We start from the raw sequence: 20,106 nt of genomic DNA, 5'->3' as shown, positions 1-20,106 counted from the left end.
GGAGCCCGCGCATTGTGTGCTATTCAAATCGCAGGGCGGTTACCACGTCCATACGGCTGGCCTGAACGGCAGGGTACAGACCGCCTGCAATGCCGATAACGGCGGAAAAAACAATACTGCCGATGCTGCTGGCAAACAGCAGCGGGTACGATACGCCCGTCCCCAACGAAAGGGAGCCTATCTCGACCAGGGTGCAGCCAATCAATATGCCCAGCATGCCGCCAGCAACTGATTTGCAAAGGGCCTCGGCCAAAAACTGCGCCAGGATGTCCACATCCGAGCCGCCCATGGCTTTTTTAAGGCCCACTTCGCGCGTTCTGGCCCTGACCGCCGCAAACGTGCCGTACCAGATGCCAAACCCGCCCAGCATGAGCGATGCGGCAATACCAAGCCACAGCAATACCTCAACCCACATAAAGGTTGTCTTGATGCGTGTAAGCTGGTCTTCCTGGGTTTGCACGACAATATAAGGCGCCGACTGATGCTCGCGCACCACCTGCGGTATTACTTTTACAAGCGGGGGCACGTCTTCCCAGCCAATGGCGCGTATAAACAGCCGCCGCACCTTGCCTCGGCCCCAGTTGCGGTCGGCCATGGTGGTGTAAGGCAAAAATCCGCCCTGGCTCCAGCTGCCAAGCATTACGCCGCTGACAACGCCCACAACCTCAAAGACGTCCTGCTCCAGAAACAGCAGCTTGCCTATGGATTCTTCAGAACCGCCAAACAGGTTTCGGGCTGCGTCCCTGCCCAGCAGGCACACGCGCCTGTGAGCGTCCACGTCGGCCGGCTCGATGCCGCGCCCGGCCACCATGTCAATGGAGTACACCTCGGCAAAATACTGGTCGATGCCGATAAAATCCACGGCAAGGGTACGTTCGCCCGTGCCGCGAATGGTAAACACCTTGTTGTCGCGCAGGTTTCGGCTCACAAGGCTTACACCGCGCAACTGCGAGAGGGCGTCGATGGTTTCGGGGTAAAACTCGCGGTCAGGCTGGCCCGGGTACTGCGAATCGTCCATGTATACCTGGATGACGTTTACGCCGCCCATAAGCACCATGTCCTGCCCCACCTTGTAGCGGATCTCGCGGCCAAGCACCGCCAGGACGATAAACGCCGTGATGCCCAGGGCGATGGAAAGCATCACCCCGAAGCCGCGCTGGCGCACAACCTGCCTGAGGCTGACGCGAATAAGGTCTGACATTGCGATCATGATGCAATCACTACTCTGACAAAAAACAGTAAAAAAAGCCCTGGCTCATGCCGCGCCACATGCGCAGCGCCATTGCCGTATCCTGCTGCCCGGTTATGTACAAAACAGCAGAGGCGCTGTTTTACACCACCCATGGCAAAAGGGCAAAAGATAGTACACGCCACACATGGTGCATGTCAAAACCTATATTTCTGCCCTTGCCACGGGCGGCATTTGCAAAACAGCGCCTGCCTGTCAAAAAGCCGCTAGCTGCGCTCGGAGCGCAGCACGACGCCACCCCGGCCAACCTCATAGCGTATGCCGTGCCATACGATGGTCCAGGCCTTGAGGCTTTGCCAGTACACAAAGGTAAACATGCGCACGGCATCAACAAATGCCCAGAACCAGCGCCACAGGGGCACAGGCTTGGCGAGCAGGCCGCGCCACAAATGCAGGGCGCTGACCATAGCCGCCAGCCAGAATATCCCCAGCAGCACGCCCGCGCCGCTGCCCACATTGACAACCCAGCCCAAAAAAGCCAGCGCAGCGCAAACCATGGGCAGAGCCATCATCACGCACATGAGGCCCAGCAGCTTCCATTGGCCCGGCATGCAAAACTTGAGAAAAAGCACCTGCCTGTCCATCCATGCCCGCCATACGGGCAGTGAATGGTTGACGGCATCGGTATGCAGCAGCGCGCCGGGGCAAAGCCGCACTTTTGCTCCGCGCACCTGCAAAAGGGCGCTCAGCGAGCAGTCGTCCACCACGTTTTCGACCCACAGCTGGGCAACAGCATATTTAGTATAGGCCGCGCGGGTCATGGCCATGGCGCCGCCCCACAGCTGGGTAAAGGCCGACATGGCCTGCAAATACCGCATGAGCATGACGCACAGCGCATAGGCCAGCGTTACGGGCTGATTGTCGCGCGGCTCCACCACATGGTAGCCGGTGCTGAACGAGGCTTCGCCCCTGGCCATGGGCGCGGCCAGATGCCGCAAAAAGTCGGGATCGGCCATGTGGGTGCTGTCGCAGAACGCGTACACGTCCACCTCGTCTCCCAGAGCGGCCACGCCCTGGAGGCTGTTATGGTTTTTTTGACCGCAGCCGGTGGCGGTACCCGCCACCACATGCCGCAAGGCGGGATATTCCTGCTTGAGCATGGCAACAAGCTCGGCGGCTGGTTCATTTTCTTCAGCGGTCACCAGCACGGGCACAAAACGGGGGTAATCCTGATTCAGCAGGCTGCGCAACGCGCCTTCCATGCGCGGGTCGCGCCCCGCCACGGGCACTATCAGCCCCACAGAGGGCCACTGGTCTTCGGGCACGGCCCGGTTGGCCTCGGCTTCCTGCTCAATGCGGCGGGGCATGCTCTCGCCCCTGCGGGCCAAAATATACAACAGAGCGCATTGGGAGGTGGCCAGTAAAAACCATATCCAGAACATAGGCACTCCTTTGACTTTCTGTTTAAAAGGACGGCAGCCGGATCATCCGATGCGCTGACGGCCAATAGTTGCGTGAGGCATCAGGCAGGTCATCAAGGACTGCCGGACAGCGCCCTTGCGGCGCAAATTTACTGGGGCAACGGCGCGCAGTCTTCGGGTGCAAGCGGCGCGTCGTGGGTGCGCTTGCCTTCAAGCCGCACATTCATGCCGTTTTTCAGGCTAATTACGCCCTCGACTGCATCAGCCGACACAAGACGGCCCTTGAATTTGTGACCGGAAGAATGGTGTGCTTCGATCTCGTTATTCAGCACCGTTCCATCTATGTGGTACACGTCAACCTTGCCGTTGTACAGGCGCAGATGCACCACGCCGCGAACCTTGCCCTGGGCGGAAAAACAGACGCCCACACGGTAGGTTGAGGAATAGAGAGAGCCTGTCCACAGTTCGCGCACTTCCACAGGGTTGCCGCTGTCGGGCTGCTCCTGCGTCGCAGATGCAGCAGACGCAGCAGATGCATCAGCGCCCTGCGCGGTCTGGGGGACTGTCTGGGGGATGGACTGCGGGGCGGCCTTCTGCCCGTTGGCGGGGGTCTGCTCTTTGGCGGGCGCAGTGTCGGCAACGCTTGCAGCGCGGGCTTGCTGACCTGCCACGCCCATGCCGACGCACCACGCAGCAAAGCACAAAGCTGCTATGTTCAGATACCTGCGCCGGGCCAGGGGCCGCAAAAGCGCACGCAACGATCCACTATCTATGTTCACATGTATTCCTGCCGCGTTCAGCCAGAGGGTCAAACGCATTGTGACAAGTTGCGGCCTTACGGGCGGCGCGCGGCGGCAAAAACGCCCTGATGCGCATCCACCATGGCCGTGAAGGAAAAGTCTTGCTCAACGCGGGCGCGGCCCGCCTGCCCCATGGCGTCGCACAACGCCCCGTCAGCCAGCAGGCGGCAGCAGTTCTCCGCCAGCCGGGCAGCGTCGCCTGCTGGCGAAAGAAAACCGTTCTCGCCGTCGCGCACAAGCCGGGGGATGCCCCCCACCGAGGTGGCGCACACGGGCAGGCCGCAGGCCATGGCCTCAAGAATGACATTGGGCTGCCCCTCGCGCACTGACGAAAGGGCAAAAACCCGCGCATGGGCGTAGTGCCCGCGCATGTCGAGGCCACCTGCGATAAAATCCACATTGCCGCCAGCGGGGTTGGAGCCCACCCACGCGCGCAGGTTGGCTTCTTCCGGCCCGTCGCCCACGATGCGCAACCGGGCGTCGGGATGGCGCTGCAGTACATATTCAAAAGCCCGCAGCAGGGTCAGGTGATCCTTGTCGCCAGCAAGCCGCGCCACGCACAAAATTTCGGGCGCGCGCGCCGAAGGCGCGTCAGCTGCCGGGGCGAAAAAGTCTGTATCCACCCCGTTGGGAATATAGCTCAGCCGCCCCTGAGGCACGCCAAAGCCCTGCAAAATTTCGCGCAGCGCTTCAGAATTGCAAATCATGTGGTCTGTCAGCCGCCACAGCCAGCGCTCATGCTGCCGCTTGGGGCCGCCGCCGCCGCGGCAGGTTCCCACCACCAGCGGCGCGTTGCCGCCAGCCCCAGGCCAGGCCAGCCTGCCCCATATGCGCCCCCAGATGTTGGGCAACGCCGTGCAGGGCACAATGACATGCGGGTGCAAGGCGCGCAGCCTCCAGCACAGCGCCGCAAAAAACAGAGGCGAAACACGGCGACCCCGCCCCATGTGGTGCAGCTCTATGCCCGCGTCCCGTGCGGCCTTGTCCAGATCGGTAGGGCCGGTAAGAGTAAGCATTACCGGCGTAAAGCGGTTGCGGTCCAGGCGGCGTGCCAGCTCGAGAGTCTGGCGCTGTGTGCCGCCAAAGCAAAGATCCTCCATTAAAAAGAGGACGCGCAGGGGGTTGGTCATGCTGTTCCTTACCAGTCCTATGCCTTACAGGGGGCGCGACATGACGCCTTGTCCCACGGGCATTATTGTATGCATTCCAGCCGGTTTTGCAAGGCCGCACCAGCACGCACGACATAACACAATAAAATTAAAAAACAATTACCAAGTAACGCCAAGCTAGCCAGCCCGAGACAGGGGCAATATAATTCGCCGCATTGCCATGAGCCCAGCTTGGGCTTATGCTCGCCGCATGACCTACGACATTGACGATACGTCCAGTCGCGACAGCGAGCCCGTCCTGCGCGTGATTGTAAGCCTTGATGTGGAAGAAGAGGGCCTTTTTTCCGGCAATTACGCAGCGACAGGCTGCGGCGTGCGCAATGTGGCCCTGCTGCGCAGGCTTGCCCCGCTTACCAGCGATCTGGGGTTTCCGCTGACGCTGTTCTGCGCGCACACGGTTTTTACCAATGCGGAGGCCTGCTCGCATCTGGCATGGATGCGCGACCACTGCAATGCGGAAATTGCCGCGCACCTGCACCATTGGAGCACCCCTCCGCTTGAAGGCGACGAAGCCCCCGAACAGGCAATAAAACACGGCCCCCCTACCCGCACCGACCGCCTGCCCCGCCAGCTGCTGCGCCAACGGCTGCGCACGCTGCTTGACGCAGGGCGCGACTTTCAGGGTGCGCCGCTGACGAGTTTTCGCATGGGGCGATGGGACCTCAAAGATAGCGTGCGCCCCCTGCTGGCCGAGGAAGGCATCACCTTTGACAGCTCCGTGTGCCCTTTGCGGGCCTTTAAGGACGGACCGGACCACTTTTTGGCGCCCTCCGACCCGTACTGGCTTGACGACGCCCCCGGTCTGCTGGAGTCGCCCGTGACGCAGATACCGCTTTCGCGCACGTTGGCCCGCCTGTGGCACGGCTGCGCCCAGGGCGCGGGCTGGGCCGACAGCTTTCACTTTTTGGGGGCATTGAGTCCTAACCCCGTATGGCACAATGCGGCTGTCATGCGGGCGGCCACCCGCCTGCACATGGCGCGCGGCGGCAAGGTTTTGAGTCTGTTCTGGCATTCGTCCGAGATGTTGCCCGGCGGCTCGCCCAATATCCCCGACCAGCGGGCCGCCGATGCCCTGTACAATAAAATTTACGCTTTTTTGTCATGGTTGGCGCGCAATTATGCGGTCAGGGGCGTCACGGCCGCCCAGCTGCGCACCCAGGCCGCAAGCCTTGATTTTGGCTCGCGCCCCGCTGGCAAAGGAGACTGGTGATGGCGCGCGTGGTCTTTGTGCTGCTCGACGGTCTGGCCGCCGCCACCGCCAGGCGCTGCATGAGCTACATGCAGTCGATCGAGGGGGCGGGCAAAGCCCGCTATACAGAGCTGACAGGCGAGCTGCCGCCCCTCTCGCGCCCCATTTACGTTACGCTGCTCAGCGGCCTGCGCCCCGCGCAGAGCGGCATTACCCACAATGACGACAGCCGCCCCTGCCCCGCGCCCACCATTTTCAGCCGGGCGCACGACGCGGGGCTTACCACGGCCGCCGCAGCCTACCACTGGATGAGCGAGCTGTGCAACGCGGCCCCCTTTGAACCGGGCCGCGACCGCCATACCGACAACCCCGCCCTGCCCATCGCCCACGGCCTGTTTTACCGTACCGACGCCTACCCGGACGACGAGCTGTTTCACGATGCCGTCAGCCTGCGACGGCGGCATGACCCGCACCTGCTGCTGGTGCACAGCATGGGCATAGACAATGCCGGGCATCTTTACGGCGCGAACAGCCGCGAATACCGCGACGCCGCCCGCAGGGCCGACGGCCTGCTGGCCCGCTGGCTGCCCGAATGGCTGACGGCAGGCTATGCGGTGCTGGTGACAAGCGACCACGGCATGGATGACGACGGCAGCCACAACGATGTCAGCGAGGCCGCCCGGCGCGTGCCCCTATGGCTGGCTGGCGACGGCTGGAACAATACCCCCCTGCCGCAGGACCAGACGTGCATCGCGGAACTTGTGTGCACAGCTCTGGGCCTTGCGTAACCCCTTTTTATCACTGCCATGCGTCAAACCATGCTGAACGGCTATTTGTGGATATTGCTTGCGGCCCTGCTGTGGTCGCTGCTGGGAGCTGTTTCAAAAATTTGCCAGTTTGCTGGCGTGTTGCCGCTCGAAACCGCATTCTGGCGGGCGGCCATCGGCTGCGCCTTTTTTCTGGCGCACGCCGCCGTAACCGGCGGGCTGTGCATCAGGCTGAAGCATATCCTGATTTTTATGCTGTTTGGCGCGTGGGGCATCGGGGTCTTTTTTGGGGCCATGCAGATGGCCATCAAGCTTAGCGGCGGCGCCACCGCCGTGGTTTTGCTGTACACTGCGCCAGTGTGGGTGGCTGTTTTTTCACGCTGCATGTTTGGCGAGCGCATAACAAAACGCAAGGCGCTGGCAGTGGGCATTGCCCTTTGCGGCACGGCGCTTGTGTGCTTTTCGGGCGGCAGCCTGCCGGGTCAGGCATCGCTGACGGGCATTGCCTGCGGCCTGCTCGCAGGCCTGTGCTATGCCACGCACTACCCCTTTTACCGCTGGTGGCAGAGCCGATATTCCACAGCCAGCATTTACGGCTTCATGCTGCTGGGGGGCGTGGCTGCCCTTGGCCTCGGCGGCCCCGTAACGGTCAACCACGCCCCCTCCACCTGGGGCTGGCTGTTTGCGCTGGGGCTGCTCACCTGTTATCTGGCCTACATCTGTTACGGGCTGGGGCTTAAACGCATCAGCCTGGTGCGGGCGGCCGTAACCTGCCATCTTGAGCCTGTGCTCGGCACGCTGTGGGTCTGGCTTTTCTGGAACGAAAGCTTCAGCGCAGCTGGCTGGCTTGGCGGGGCGCTGGTGCTCGGCGCGGTCTTGTTGCTGACCACGGACAAGACTGGCGAGTAACGCACGGCTTGCGCACGGCAGAGCCGGGCCTTGGCTATGCGCCCTACGAAGTTTTGCCTGTCCCCCTGTGGATCCCCCCGCACCACTGACAAAAATTTTTGTCCATAACAGCAAGACCCCGGCCATATGGCCGGGGTCTTGCTGTGTAGAAAAAATACGCGGTGTTAGCGCTGACCGATCACATCAAGAAATACCAGCGGTTCCTTGCCGCTGTTTTTCAGGGCGTGGGTGTCGCCGGGGCGGGCGATGGTGATGTCGCCGCCTTTTACCGGGGTTTCCTTGCCCGCGCTGTCGGTAAACACGCCCTCGCCGGAAACGATGATATAGGCGTCCTCGTTGTTTTCATGCTTGTGCATGCCGATGGAAGCGCCGGGCTGCAGGGTCATCCAGCCGATTTCCTTGATAACCATATCCTTGGAAGCGTCGTTGCGGGTAAAGCCAAACTGGCCGTACAGCGTGCCCTGGCCCCCGGCCACATTGTCGCGGTTCCAGGTTTTGAGCGTTTCCTTGGTGTAGAGCTGGGGTTCACCCGCAAAGGCGGTTGCGGCAAACATCAGCGAGCACAGCCCTGCGGCAAAAAGCATCTTTTTCATAGTTGCACTCCCTTTACATGAACAGCACGCACAAAGCGCATAACAAACTAAAATAGCACACTTTAATAATTTTATCCCGCGCAGGCGGCACACTGCCGCCCACAGCCAAAACATACGCCGGAGGCGCACAGCTCGCAAGTGAATAAAAACACAAGCCATCCCGTGTATTCAGCCTTTGCGCGCCGCCCCTTGTGGCCTGGGCATCCTTGGTGTATACGGGAACGCCTACGCCCTGCCCAATAGCAACTGCCGCTGCCAGGGCGCGCTGTGCGGGCAACCCCGCAAGACACCGCAAAAAAATCACGAATGGAGGCTGCATTCCTGACGTCACGCGTCAGGGGCATGCGCAGAACATTATGAGCAAGATCATTCTGACCGGGGACCGCCCCACGGGAAAGCTGCACATCGGACACTTCGCCGGCTCGCTCAGGCAGCGCGTTCTGCTGCAGGATTCCGGCAATTTTGATGAAATTTTCATCATGCTGGCCGACGCGCAGGCGTTGACCGACAATGCCGATAATCCGGAAAAAGTGCGCAACAACATTCTTGAAGTGGCGCTCGACTATCTTGCCTGCGGCATTGATCCCGCCAAGTCTTCCATCTTCATTCAGTCGCAGCTGCCGCAACTCTACGAGCTGAGCTTCCACTACATGAACCTTGTCACCGTGTCGCGTCTGCAGCGCAACCCTACGGTCAAGGCCGAGATTGCCCAGAAAAATTTTGAACAGAGCATCCCCGTGGGCTTTTTTACCTACCCCATCAGCCAGGCGGCGGACATTACGGCCTTTGAAGCCACCACCGTGCCCGTGGGCGAAGACCAGAAGCCCATGCTTGAGCAGACCGTTGAAATTGTGCGCAAGTTCAACAGCACCTACGGCGACACCCTGGTGGAGCCGCAGATTCTGCTGGAGCAGAACTCCGCCTGCCTGCGCCTGCCCGGCATTGACGGCAAGGCCAAGATGAGCAAATCCATCGGCAACTGCATCTATCTGAGCGATTCAGAAAAAGAAGTGCACGACAAGATCTTCAGCATGTTCACCGATCCCGGCCATCTCAAGGCCTCCGACCCCGGCAAGATCGAGGGCAACACGGTGTTCACCTATCTGGACGCCTTTGCCAAGCCCGACGACTTTGCCAAGTTCAATTCGCCCTACCCCAATCTGGACGAAATGAAGGCCCATTACCAGCGCGGCGGTCTTGGCGACGTGCCGGTCAAAAAGTTTCTCAACGAGATCATGCAGCAGATTCTTGCCCCCATCCGCACCCGCCGCCAGCAGTACGAGCAGGACATCCCCTTTGTCATCGACGTGCTCAAGGCCGGTACGGACAAGGCTTATGCCAAGGCCGCAAAAACCCTCGAAAAGGTTCGCCGCGCCATGAAACTCAACCATTTTGAAGCTGGTCTCAAGCTCCAGTCAGGCAAATAACGCCACGCGCCTTGCGAGCGCGGCCCGCGATACACTGATGGATACGCCCCGGCATTGCCCTGAGTAATGCCGGGGTTTTTGCATGCGCCAACCCGCAAAAAGCCGCCCATCCTGTTTGGTCCGCGGCCTGTGGTGCGGGCTGCGTAACGGGCCGCGCAGATGCCCGGTGCTCAAGGGCTATGCAGCGGCCTGGCCCAGACGGCATACACTGGCGGCCTGCCCAGACGGCATACACTGGCGGCATACACTGGCGGCCTGGGCAGACAGAGGGGCAGTTTTGCTGTTGACATTAGTTCTACGTCGAAGTAATTTGCACGCATGGAAACAAACCACATTGTCTCCCTTGTCAGCCGCCTACGCACGCAGGCCAACAGCCTGATCGTCGCCGAGCTTGAAAAGCGCGGGCACAGCGGTCTGGCCCCGTCGCACGGGGCTATTCTGCATGCCCTGGCGGCTCGGGGCCCCTTGCACATGAGCGCGCTGGCCGAGGCCATCGGCAAGCAAAAAAACACCGTAACCACACTGGTCAACAAGCTGGAACAGGCAGGCTACGTGTTCAAAACCCCTTCGCCGCACGATTCGCGGGTGACCCTGGTTTCACTTTCGGCCAAGGCTCAGGCCGCCCAGCCGGATTTTGAAGCCATTTCGCAAACCCTGCTGGCCGCCGTATGGGGCGACATGCCGCAGGCCGAGAGAGAAACGCTTGTGCGCGGGCTGGAAAAAGTGCTGCGCAACATCAGCCTTACGGCCATATCCTGACAAGGCTTCAGGTTTGTTTTTTCTGTTTTGCCACGGCATCATATGGATGCCGTGCAGTAAACGGGAGGCAGCGCGTCGTGCGCATGTTTTTACACCTAAATAGTTCGACATAGAATAAAAACAGGAGACACCATGAAAAAGGTCATCGACTTTCTCTCGGCCAACACCACCGTATTTATCGCCACTTCTGACGCTGGCGCGGCCCGAGTGCGGCCCTTTCAGTTTCAGTTTGAGGAAAAAGGCCGTCTGTGGTTCTGCACCGCGCGCAGCAAACAGACTTTTGCCCAGCTGCAGGCAGACCCCCGGCTGGAGTTTTCGTGCGTATCGCCCACGATGGTGACCCTGCGCGTCAAGGGCACGGCCAATCTGGACGACGATATGCACGTCAAGCAGCGTATTATTGAAAACAACGGCCTTGTACGCTCCATCTACGGCTCGGCTGAAAACCCGGACTTTACCGTTTTCAGCGTTGACCACGGCACGGCGTTTATGTTTGATTTTAGCGGCAACCCACCGGAGTCTTTCAGCTTTTAAATCAAGACCCTGCACATGTGCGCGGCCAGTGCCTCACTATGGCCAGGCCGCGCACAGGCCAACGTGCGGGGGCAACGGCGCACGGCTCGTTACTCCACGCCGTATTCCTTGAGTTTGCGCCACAGGGTTGTGCGGGGCATGCCCAAAACCTCTGCGGCAAGTTTTTTGTTGTCGCCAGTTTTTTAAAGTATTTTAGCACATAACGGCGCTCCATCTCGGCCAGCGTGGGCAATCCGTCGCCCTCAAGGGTGTCGAATTCCAGCCGCCGGATGTCTTCTGGCAGATCGGCAAGGCTTATGGTTTGGCCCTCGGTAAGCGCCACGGCCCGCTCGACGATACTTTCTAGCTCGCGCACATTGCCGGGAAAGCTGTACCCCATAATCGCCGCCAGGGCCTGATCATCCACGTCAAAGACCTGTTTGCGAAAAGCCAGCCGGTATTTTTCGATAAAATGCCGCACCAGCAGCGGTATGTCTTCTCGCCGCTCCGCCAGACGCGGCAAGGTGGTGCTGACCACATTGAGCCGAAAAAACAGGTCTTCGCGAAAATTGCCCTTTTCCACCTCGCACTTCAGATCGCGGTTTGTGGCCGCGATAATGCGGATATCCAGATCCACGGGGCGGGTGCCGCCTACCCACAGGATGCGTCTTTTCTGCAGCACGTGCAGCAGCCGTACCTGCATGGCCAGGCGGCATTTCGCCCACTTCGTCCAAAAAGACCGTGCCCCCGTTGGCGGCCTCAAGCAGCCCCACCTTGCCGGTTGTTGCGCCGGTAAACGCGCCTTTTTCGTAGCCAAAAAGTTCGCTGCTGATGAGCTCTTCAGTAAAGCCGCCGCAGTTGAAGGTAACAAAGGGCTGGTTGCGGCGCGGGCTCGATGGTGCAGGGCAAGGGACACCAGGGCTTTGCCGGTGCCGCGTCGCCCTGGATGAGCACATTGCAGTCGACAGGCGCGACCTTAAGGAAATCACGGGCTGAACAAACCAGCCAGGCAGCAAGGCGGCAGAGTACGCATCCCGCCTGCCGGCGCTGCCGCATGCAAGACGGTTGCCTCCATGACATTTGCAGGAGTATATATCAATAAGCCGCAGCTGCCTTGACCATCTGCGCGCAAGGAGGCCCATGTACACGTTTGACCTGCTGTGCTTTTGCACCTCTGTAGGGCTGTATTCCGCCTACAATCTTTATATACACTGGCGCGAGGGCATTGACCCGGGCTATACAATTCACGGCATATCGCGCACCGCAAGGGTTCAATGGGTAACATCCGTACTTGAAACCAAAAACGGCATACTCGCCGTGCAGACCTTGCGCAACGCTACCATGGCCTCGACATTTATGGCGTCCACAAGCGTTCTGCTGGCCGTGGGGGTGCTCTCGCTCACCGGCAATGGCGAAAACGTCCGTCACACATGGCACTCCCTGAATTTTTTCGGCTCGGTCGAGCCCAGCATGTTTGCCTTTAAGGTTCTGGCCCTGCTGCTGAATTTTTTTCTGGCTTTTTTTTGCTTTGCCTCTTCACTCAGGCTCTACACGCATGTCGGCTTTATGCTTGGCGCGGAGACCGGGCACGAGGACAATGCCCACCTTGGTTACATGGCAGAAAAGTACCTCAATATGGGGGCGAACCATTTTTCCATGGGCATGAGGGCGTTCTACTTTACCGTGCCTTTAGTCTTTTGGATTTTTGGCGCACAATTCATGGTTTTTGGCACTGTTTTTCTTGTGAGCATCATCTTTATCCTCGATAAAACACCCAATTATAAAAAATAAATAACACAGCTAAACAACAAAATCATCTTGAATATAGATTTTTTTGAAATATACATAGCTAAATATGACCACAAAAATTAATTTTTGAATTAAATATTTTTAATAAACAACTGCTAAATTAACTGCAATCTCTTGCAGCAATAACATATTACCAGACGCGTTGCCCCTTACATCCAGTAAATACCCGCAAACATCGTTGGCGCTATCGCAAAAAACTTAACATTTATGCGTCATACCTGCCTGAAAGCTTGATTGTTTTAGCTCCTGATATTACATAGGGCGCTAATATGTGTCCTGCAAACGTGGAATTTAAAAAAATACAGCAATGTTGCATCCAGATGGGCAGGCTGACGCGACTCCCCAGCCAATATATTATTGTCTGTGCGCACTTTTGACTAAACCAGAAGCAAATATTGCCGCAGCCGCAAACTGCCAGTACATGACAAACGCCCCCAGGAGCTGACGCGCTCGGCAAACAACATATGAACGGCAACACGTTGGCTCATTCACTTTTGTGCCTGCTAGACGATCTGAGCGGACGCCCGGCTTTTCTCTCCATCCGGAGGGGGCTGTTCATAGTCTTGCCGCTCATCATGATCGGCTCTTTCACCGTACTGCTGCGCAATCTGCCCTCCGAGGAAGCGCAAAGGGCCGTTGACGCCCTGCTTGGGCCAGTGGGCGTGCGCGCCTGCGACAATCTGATATCCGCGACATTTGACATAGCTGCCCTCGCGCTGGTCTGCGCCCTTGGCGGAGCAAACGCCATGCGCGCCAGCATGATCAGCCCGTCCGCCCCTGCCATCAGCCCCATGTTGGGTTCGATTGTGGTACTGTCGTGCTTTTTTGTCATCGTTGCCCCGGAGCAAACAGGCTCGTGGGCTATCAGCTTTTCCATGGATCGGGGGCTGCTGCTGGCCATGGTCGTATCCATGTCCAGCAGCTCGGTTTTTGTGCGGCTTGCCAGCTACCGCAGATTTCACCTGCCGGAAGAAGTTGCGGGCTACGACCCCGTGGTACGCGATGTGGTCATGATAATGCCTGCAGCCGTGATCACCATTCTTTTGTTTGCGCTCATACGACTGCTCCTGACGTTCTACGGCATAACCGACCTGCAGCTTGTGACAAGCAGACTGCTGGCCCTGCCCTTTTTGCACAGCGGGGACGGCTTGGGATTTGGCCTGCTGTACAGCACAGCCTCGCAGGTGCTCTGGTTTTTTGGCGCTCACGGGCCCAATGTACTCAACTCGGTAGATGTAAATATTCTCACCCCGGCGGGCCTTGCCAATGCCAAGGCCACCATGCTCGCCACTCCGCCGCCGTATATTTTCACAAAAGTTTTTTTTGATACGTTTACACGCCTGGGCGGGTCAGGGTCTACCATGGCCCTTTGCCTTGCGGTTTTTGTGCGCTGCCGGGACAGAGGCATAAAAAAACTTTGTCTTCTGGCCCTTGTGCCCGCCCTGTGCAACGTTAACGAGCCGCTTATTTTTGGCATTCCGCTGGTGCTCAACCCCGCGTTTGCCATCCCTTTTTTGCTGGTGCCCGCAGTGCAGACCATTGTGGCATATGCGGCAACGGTTCTGGGCTTTCTGCCGCATACCAGCGTCGGCGTCGCCTGGACAACACCCCCGCTGTTCAGCGGATATGCGGCCGTCGGCAGCCTCAGCGGCACGGTTGTGCAGATCATCAACCTCATGCTGGGTTTTTTGATTTATCTGCCCTTTGTCACCCTCTCGGATGCGGTACGTGAAAAACACGGCAAGCAGGTGATGCAAACCCTGCTGAAGGTGGCCAGCCGCTGCGAATCTGGCTCGCCCGACACGCACAAATGCCTTACCCTGCCCGGCGAGGTGGGACGGCTGGCGCACACGCTGGCCCATGACCTCGATCGCGCGCTCAATGCCAAAGAAAACCAGATGTACCTGGTGTTTCAACCCCAGTGCAACCATGCCTCCGGGCGAGTTGTTGGCGTAGAAGCCCTGCTGCGCTGGGACCACCCCGTGTACGGCCCCATAGCGCCGCCCATTACCATTGCGCTTGCAGAGGATATGAACCGCATTGACAGGCTCGGTCAGTTTATTCTGAGCGAGGCCTGCAAGCAGAGGGCGGCCTGGAGTGCCGCCGTGCCCCACGACCTGGTCATTGCCGTCAACATTACCCCTCGCCAGCTGCGCAACGCCGGATTTGCCAAAATGGTGCTGGAGACGCTGCACAGCCAGGGGCTCAAGCCAACCCAGCTCGAACTTGAAATTACGGAATCGTCCATTCTTGAGCCCGACACCCATACGCTGGACCTGCTCACCCGCCTGAGAGTATTGGGCGTGCGTCTGGCCATTGACGATTTTGGCATGGGGCACACGTCGCTGCGTTATCTCAGGGCGTTCCCCGTCACCACAGTCAAGGTGGACCGCTCGCTGACCGAGAGCCTCAACAGCAATGTGCAGGAGCAGATCGTACGCAGCATTCTCGACCTGAGCCGTAGCCTGCATATAACAACCGTGGTCGAGGGCGTGGAAGACGAGCGGCAGCTGCGCATTTTTACCGAGATCGGCTACCAGACGTTTCAAGGCTATTACTTCAGCAAGCCTCTACCGGGCAGGGACTGCCTGGACTTTGTGCGCAGCTTTAACGGGCGAGCTGCCGACCAGACGCCCCGCTGACCTTCGACAGTAGATTACCATGAGTGCAAAAAGCCCCAGAACTGCTATGGGATGACCCCCATCATGTTTTCAAAGCATAAGCCTGGTTGCAGTGTTCCAATAGGTTGTTCACCCGCTTCCTCACTCGGTTTGCTGTTGTCTGGTAACTCCAGCTTTACCGATTTAAGGGCGGGTGAACAACTGACTCGCAGAAGCTGGGCGGGTTGCCGCCCTCCGGGCGTGATGGCTCGCCGGTTGGCGAAGTTGGTACGCCTGCGCGGCGCACGGCATTGCGGCACTCAAGGCTGCCCTTGATCTGTGCACGAAGTCAGCGGCATCAACTATGATGATACTTGCATTTGCCTTTTACATCCCGACACCAGAAGCAGGTTGCGGAGTAGCCTTCCTTTGACTCGCCGGAGCGGAGCGGGTTGCCGCCCTTCGGGCGTGATGGCTCGCCGGTTGGCGAAGTTGGTACGCCTGCGCGGCGCACGGCATTGCGGCACTCAAGGCTGCCCTTGAGCTGTGCACGAAGTCAGATGAACTGACTACGTTGTTACTTCCATTTGCCTTTCGCAGCCCGTCACCAGAAGCAGGTTGGGGGGGGGGTAACCTTCCTTTGACTCGCCGGAGCTGGGGGGGTTGCCGCCCTTCGGGCGTGATCGTTCGCCGGTTGGCGAAGTTGGGGACGCCTGCGCGGCGCACGGCAAGGTGGGGCCGGTTATGGGGCTTCGCCCCCTTCGCGGCCCCCCTTGCATCCCCCCCGAAGCACCCCCAGGAAAAGTTTTCAGCTCCCATGGCTAGCGAGGGCACGCGGCATTAGCTGCGGGAGCTTCCTTCCCTCGCTGCGCTCGCTCAGGTGATCTCCCTCCGCGCCGCGTAAATGCCAAAGTCCGCTGCCGCTTTGAATGTTATTCCGCTTCAGCCAACAATCACTGTCCGCAGCAATGATTGAAAGTCTGGAGCTAGACCAGCTCCACTCGTGTTCAAAAACAACTCGCGCTGTTTATCAGCTGCCTTTTCTTGGCGTTCCGTAAAACTTGCGGATTGTATCCGCGCTCTCGTTTGCCTTTGAGTTGCACAGAAGAGTTAACTACGACGATTCTTGCATTTTTCTTCAACAGCCCGGCACCAGAAGCAGGTGTTGAGTAGCCTTCCTTTGACTCGCAGAAGCTGGGCGGGTTGCCGCCCTCCGGGCGTGATGGCTCGCCGGTCGGCAAAGTTGGGGAGGCCTGCGCGGCGCACAACATTGCGGCACTCAAGGCTGCCCTTAAGATGTGCACGAAGTCAGATGAACTGCCTACGATGTTACTTTTATTTGCCTTTCGCAGCCCGGCACCAGAAGCAGGTTGTGGGGTAGACTTCCTTTGACTCGCCGGAGCGGAGGGTTGCCGCCCTCCGGGCGTGATCGTTCGCCGGTTGGCGAAGTTTGGGACGCCTGCGCGGCGCACGGCATTGCGGCACTCAAGACGGCCCCTAAGCTGTGCACGAAGTCAGATGAACTGACTACGATGTTACTTGCATTTGCCTTTAACCGCCCGACACCAGAAGCAGGTTGTGGGGTAGCCTTCCTTTGACTCGCCGGAGCGGAGCGGGTTGCCGCCCTCCGGGCGTGACCGTTCGCCGGTTGGCGAAATTTGGGACGCCTTACGCGGAGCACAACATTGCGGCACTCAAGACTGCCCTTAAGCTGTGCACGAAGTCAGAAGAACTGACTACGATGTTACTTCCATTTGCGTTTCGCAGCCCGGCACCAGAAGCAGGTTGGGGAGTAGCCTTCCTTTGACTCGCCGGAGCGGAGCGAGGCGATGGTTGGTGTTAGGGGAATTTGCAAAATACGTATTTTTCTGGTCTGGCAAGGAAAAAGCATTTTTTTAAGCGCAGCGTACTCAAGTACGTGAGCATTAAAAAAATGCTTTTGACGCCGCCAGACCAAAAAAGGCGGGTTTGCGTAAATACGCCTGACGGGTTCACCAGAAACCAAGGGTGAAGAATTTTTCTCCCGAGTGATCAGCCTGCACTGGGAGTATTACCGCCCTCCGGACGTGATGGCTCGGCGGTCGGCGAAGTTTGGGACGCCTGCGCGGCGCACGGCAAGGTGGGGCCGGTTATGGGGCTTCGCCCCCTTCGCGGCCCCCCTTGCATCCCCCCCCGAAGCACCCCCAGGAAAAGTTTTCAGCTCCCTTGGGCTAGCGAGGGCACGCGGCTTTAGCTGCGGGAGCTTCCTTCCCTCGCTGCGCTCGCTCAGGTGATCTCCCTCCGCGCCGCGTAAATGCCAAAGTCCGCTGCCGCTTTGAATGTTATTCCGCTTCAGCCAACGGCCACGGCCCGCAGTAATTATTGAACTTTGGTACCAGACAGATCGACAGTGTTCAAAAAACAATTCGCGCTGTTTATCAGCTGTCTTTTCTTGGCGTTCCATAAAACTTGCAGATTGTATCCGCGCTCTCGTCTGCCTTTGAGGTACACAGAAGAGTTAACTACGACGATACTTGCATTTGCCTTTAGCCGCCGGGCACCAGAAGCAGGTTGTGGGGGTAGCTTTCCTTTGACTCGCCGGAGCGGAGGGTTGCCGCCCTTCGGGCGTGATGGTTCGCCGGTTGGCGAAGTTTGGGACGCCTGCGCGGCGCACGGCATTGCGGCACTCAAGACAGCCCTTGAGCTGTGCACGAAGTCAGAAGAACTGACTACGATGTTACTTCCATTTGCCTTTCGCAGCCCGTCACCAGAAGCAGGTTTTGGGGGGGGTAACCTTCCTTTGACTCGCCGGAGCTGGGCGGGTTGCCGCCCTTCGGGCGTGATCGTTCGCCGGTTGGCGGAATTTGGGACGCCTTACGCGGAGCACAACATTTGCGGCACTCAAGACTGCCCTTAAGCTGTGCACGAAGTCAGCGGCATTAACTATGATGATACTTGCATTTGCCTTTTACATCCCGACACCAGAAGCAGGTTGTGGGGTAGAATTCCTTTGACTCGCCGGAGCGGAGCGAGGCGATGGTTGGTGTTAGGTGAATTTGCAAAATACGTATTTTTCTGATCTGGCAAGGAAAAAGCATTTTTTTAAGCGCAGCGTACTCAAGTACGTGAGCATTAAAAAAATGCTTTTGACGCCGCCAGACCAAAAAAGGCGGGTTTGCGTAAATGCGCCTGACGGGCTCACCCAAAACTGTAGGCAAGGGATTTCAAATGGGAGCAGGCCTAAGGGATGCGGTGGTTCAGAAAAGAAGGAAGTGGTGCAAAAGGAAGTGGTGCAAAGGTATGGGGAAGGAAGGGATGCAGGAAGGAAGCGACGACGGAACACGGCAGGGCGTTGCAGGTACTGCTGGCCTGGTCAAACTACAGGCAGCGGCTGCGGGGCGTATGTGGGGGCCGGAGGAGGCGAAGCAGGGCAAGGGGAAGCGCAGCAAAACACAAAGCCCCTTGCGCTAGCAGCAGCAAGGGGCTTTGGAGCAATCGTTGACAGCGGCCTACTTTCCCACATGACGTTATGCAGTATCATCGGCGATGGAGAGCTTAACTTCCGAGTTCGGAATGGGATCGGGTGTACCCTCTCCTCCATGGCTATCAACGAAATTTGTCAAAAATATTAATTGACAGGGACGGAAGGAGTTTTTTTCAAAAACAAGCCTCACGGGCTATTAGTACTGGTCAGCTGCACGCCTCGCGGCGCTTCCACCTCCAGCCTATCAACGAGGTAGTCTACCTCGGCCCTTTAGGGATTGCTCCAGGGAGAACTAATCTTAAGGCAGGCTTCCCGCTTAGATGCTTTCAGCGGTTATCCCTTCCGCACATAGCTACCCTGCTGTGCCGTTGGCACGACAACAGGTCCACCAGGGGTGCGTCCATCCCGGTCCTCTCGTACTAGGGACAGGCCCTTTCAATTCTCCAGCGCCCACAGAAGATAGGGACCAAACTGTCTCACGACGTTTTAAACCCAGCTCGCGTACCACTTTAAACGGCGAACAGCCGTACCCTTGGGACCTGCTTCAGCCCCAGGATGTGATGAGCCGACATCGAGGTGCCAAACCGCATCGTCGATGTGAACTCTTGGATGCGATCAGCCTGTTATCCCCGGCGTACCTTTTATCCAATGAGCGATGGCCCTTCCATTCGGGACCACCGGATCACTAACACCTACTTTCGTACCTGCTCGAGATGTCTCTCTTGCAGTCAAGCTCCCTTATGCGTTTGCACTCGACGGCTGGTTTCCAATCAGCCTGAGGGAACCTTTGCATGCCTCCGTTACTCTTTAGGAGGCGACCGCCCCAGTCAAACTACCCACCAGACACTGTTCCCTCACCGGATAACGGTAGAGGGTTAGGGACCTGAAAAAACAAGGGTGGTATTTCAACAATGACTCCCCCCATACTAGCGTACAGAGTTCACAGTCTCCCACCTATCCTACACATGCAGTTCCAAATCCCAATGTCAAGCTATAGTAAAGGTGCACAGGGTCTTTCCGTCTTTCTGCGGGTACACGGCATTTTCACCGCGACTTCAATTTCACCGAGTCTCTGGCCGAGACAGTGTGGAGATCGTTACGCCATTCGTGCAGGTCGGAACTTACCCGACAAGGAATTTCGCTACCTTAGGACCGTTATAGTTACGGCCGCCGTTTACCGGGGCTTCAATTCGAAGCTTTGCTTGCGCTGACCTCTCCTTTTAACCTTCCGGCACCGGGCAGGCGTCAGTCCGTATACGTCGTCTTTAGGACTTCGCACAGACCTATGTTTTTAGTAAACAGTCGCCACCACCATTTCTCTGCGGCTCCCTCAGGCTCGTTAAGTGAATTAACTTCACCCGGAGGAGCACCCCTTCTTCCGAAGGTACGGGGTTATTTTGCCGAGTTCCTTGGCCAGAGTTCTCTCGAGCGCCTTGGATTATTCATCCCACCCACCTGAGTTGGTTTGCGGTACGGTTTGCACATCCTAAACTTAGAA

The 20,106-nt window shown here is 58.3% G+C and carries 13 protein-coding genes, 2 rRNA genes and 2 pseudogenes (1 of these 17 cut by a window edge); 8 read left to right on the top strand and 9 right to left on the bottom strand.

Going from position 1 to position 20,106, the window contains the following annotated elements; translation table 11 throughout:
- Positions 1 to 19: 19 nt before the first annotated feature.
- From DDIC_RS05080 to DDIC_RS05065, 4 genes are all read right to left on the bottom strand, one after another.
- The gene (locus tag DDIC_RS05080; RefSeq protein WP_136399435.1) at positions 20 to 1,210 is read right to left on the bottom strand and encodes an ABC transporter permease; all 1,191 of its coding nucleotides are present in this window, start codon (positions 1,208 to 1,210) and stop codon (positions 20 to 22) included.
- Positions 1,211 to 1,455: 245 nt separating this feature from the next.
- Positions 1,456 to 2,631: a glycosyltransferase family 2 protein gene (locus DDIC_RS05075; protein ID WP_136399434.1), complete on the bottom strand. Its 1,176-nt coding sequence runs from the start codon at positions 2,629 to 2,631 to the stop codon at positions 1,456 to 1,458.
- Between the two features lie 128 nt (positions 2,632 to 2,759).
- Positions 2,760 to 3,389: a hypothetical protein gene (locus tag DDIC_RS05070; RefSeq protein WP_247647559.1), complete on the bottom strand. Its 630-nt coding sequence runs from the start codon at positions 3,387 to 3,389 to the stop codon at positions 2,760 to 2,762.
- A gap of 56 nt (positions 3,390 to 3,445) precedes the next feature.
- Complete coding sequence (locus tag DDIC_RS05065; RefSeq protein ID WP_136399433.1) at positions 3,446 to 4,540, bottom strand: glycosyltransferase; 1,095 nt, start codon at positions 4,538 to 4,540, stop codon at positions 3,446 to 3,448.
- Positions 4,541 to 4,769: 229 nt separating this feature from the next.
- Between DDIC_RS05065 and DDIC_RS05060 the strand changes: the two genes are divergently transcribed.
- From DDIC_RS05060 to DDIC_RS05050, 3 genes are read left to right on the top strand one after another with little or no spacing between them, the layout of a single operon-like run.
- A complete protein-coding gene (locus DDIC_RS05060; protein WP_136399432.1) occupies positions 4,770 to 5,789 on the top strand; it encodes a hypothetical protein in 1,020 nt (339 codons plus the stop codon).
- Positions 5,789 to 6,556 carry an alkaline phosphatase family protein gene (locus tag DDIC_RS05055; protein WP_136399431.1) on the top strand — a complete coding sequence of 256 codons (768 nt, stop codon included), beginning with the start codon at positions 5,789 to 5,791 and terminating at the stop codon, positions 6,554 to 6,556. The genes DDIC_RS05060 and DDIC_RS05055 overlap by 1 nt, the downstream gene beginning before the upstream one ends.
- A gap of 30 nt (positions 6,557 to 6,586) precedes the next feature.
- A complete protein-coding gene (locus tag DDIC_RS05050; protein ID WP_247647558.1) occupies positions 6,587 to 7,444 on the top strand; it encodes a DMT family transporter in 858 nt (285 codons plus the stop codon).
- 164 nt (positions 7,445 to 7,608) lie between these two features.
- Here DDIC_RS05050 and DDIC_RS05045 read toward each other — a convergent pair whose 3' ends face one another.
- Complete coding sequence (locus tag DDIC_RS05045) at positions 7,609 to 8,037, bottom strand: cupin domain-containing protein (protein ID WP_136399429.1); 429 nt, start codon at positions 8,035 to 8,037, stop codon at positions 7,609 to 7,611.
- Between the two features lie 356 nt (positions 8,038 to 8,393).
- Here DDIC_RS05045 and trpS point away from each other — a divergent pair, with 356 nt between their 5' ends.
- From trpS to DDIC_RS05030, 3 genes are all read left to right on the top strand, one after another.
- Complete coding sequence (trpS, locus tag DDIC_RS05040) at positions 8,394 to 9,464, top strand: tryptophan--tRNA ligase (protein ID WP_136399428.1); 1,071 nt, start codon at positions 8,394 to 8,396, stop codon at positions 9,462 to 9,464.
- A 318-nt stretch (positions 9,465 to 9,782) separates the two neighbouring features.
- Entirely contained in the window at positions 9,783 to 10,223 is a 441-nt protein-coding gene (locus DDIC_RS05035) for a MarR family winged helix-turn-helix transcriptional regulator (protein WP_136399427.1), read from the top strand.
- Positions 10,224 to 10,355: 132 nt separating this feature from the next.
- Positions 10,356 to 10,757, top strand: a complete 402-nt coding sequence (locus DDIC_RS05030; protein ID WP_136399426.1) for a pyridoxamine 5'-phosphate oxidase family protein — start codon at positions 10,356 to 10,358, stop codon at positions 10,755 to 10,757.
- A gap of 1 nt (position 10,758) precedes the next feature.
- Here DDIC_RS05030 and DDIC_RS14135 read toward each other — a convergent pair.
- Positions 10,759 to 11,619 (bottom strand): annotated as a pseudogene (locus DDIC_RS14135) (sigma 54-interacting transcriptional regulator); the annotation flags it as partial.
- A pseudogene (locus DDIC_RS14080) lies at positions 11,504 to 11,878 on the bottom strand (sigma 54-interacting transcriptional regulator); the annotation flags it as partial. The pseudogenes DDIC_RS14135 and DDIC_RS14080, both read right to left, overlap by 116 nt.
- Between DDIC_RS14080 and DDIC_RS05020 the strand changes: the two are divergent.
- Together DDIC_RS05020 and DDIC_RS05015 are read left to right on the top strand one after the other, a co-directional pair.
- Positions 11,877 to 12,527, top strand: a complete 651-nt coding sequence (locus DDIC_RS05020; RefSeq protein ID WP_136399425.1) for a DUF599 domain-containing protein — start codon at positions 11,877 to 11,879, stop codon at positions 12,525 to 12,527. The pseudogene DDIC_RS14080 and the gene DDIC_RS05020 sit on opposite strands and share 2 nt — an antisense overlap.
- Before the next feature lie 482 nt (positions 12,528 to 13,009).
- A complete protein-coding gene (locus tag DDIC_RS05015; protein WP_136399424.1) occupies positions 13,010 to 15,187 on the top strand; it encodes an EAL domain-containing protein in 2,178 nt (725 codons plus the stop codon).
- Positions 15,188 to 18,620: 3,433 nt separating this feature from the next.
- Here DDIC_RS05015 and rrf read toward each other — a convergent pair.
- Both rrf and DDIC_RS05005 read right to left on the bottom strand, forming a co-directional pair.
- Positions 18,621 to 18,735 (bottom strand): 5S ribosomal RNA (gene rrf / locus DDIC_RS05010).
- Between the two features lie 48 nt (positions 18,736 to 18,783).
- Positions 18,784 to 20,106: ribosomal RNA gene (locus DDIC_RS05005) — 23S ribosomal RNA — on the bottom strand; it runs 1,611 nt beyond the window's last position.

Origin of the sequence: Desulfovibrio desulfuricans, assembly GCF_004801255.1 — a bacterium.
In the GTDB taxonomy this organism is placed as follows: domain Bacteria; phylum Desulfobacterota; class Desulfovibrionia; order Desulfovibrionales; family Desulfovibrionaceae; genus Desulfovibrio; species Desulfovibrio desulfuricans_C.
Note: the sequence above shows the minus strand (reverse complement) of the source record. Positions and strands in the feature narration are given on the sequence as shown.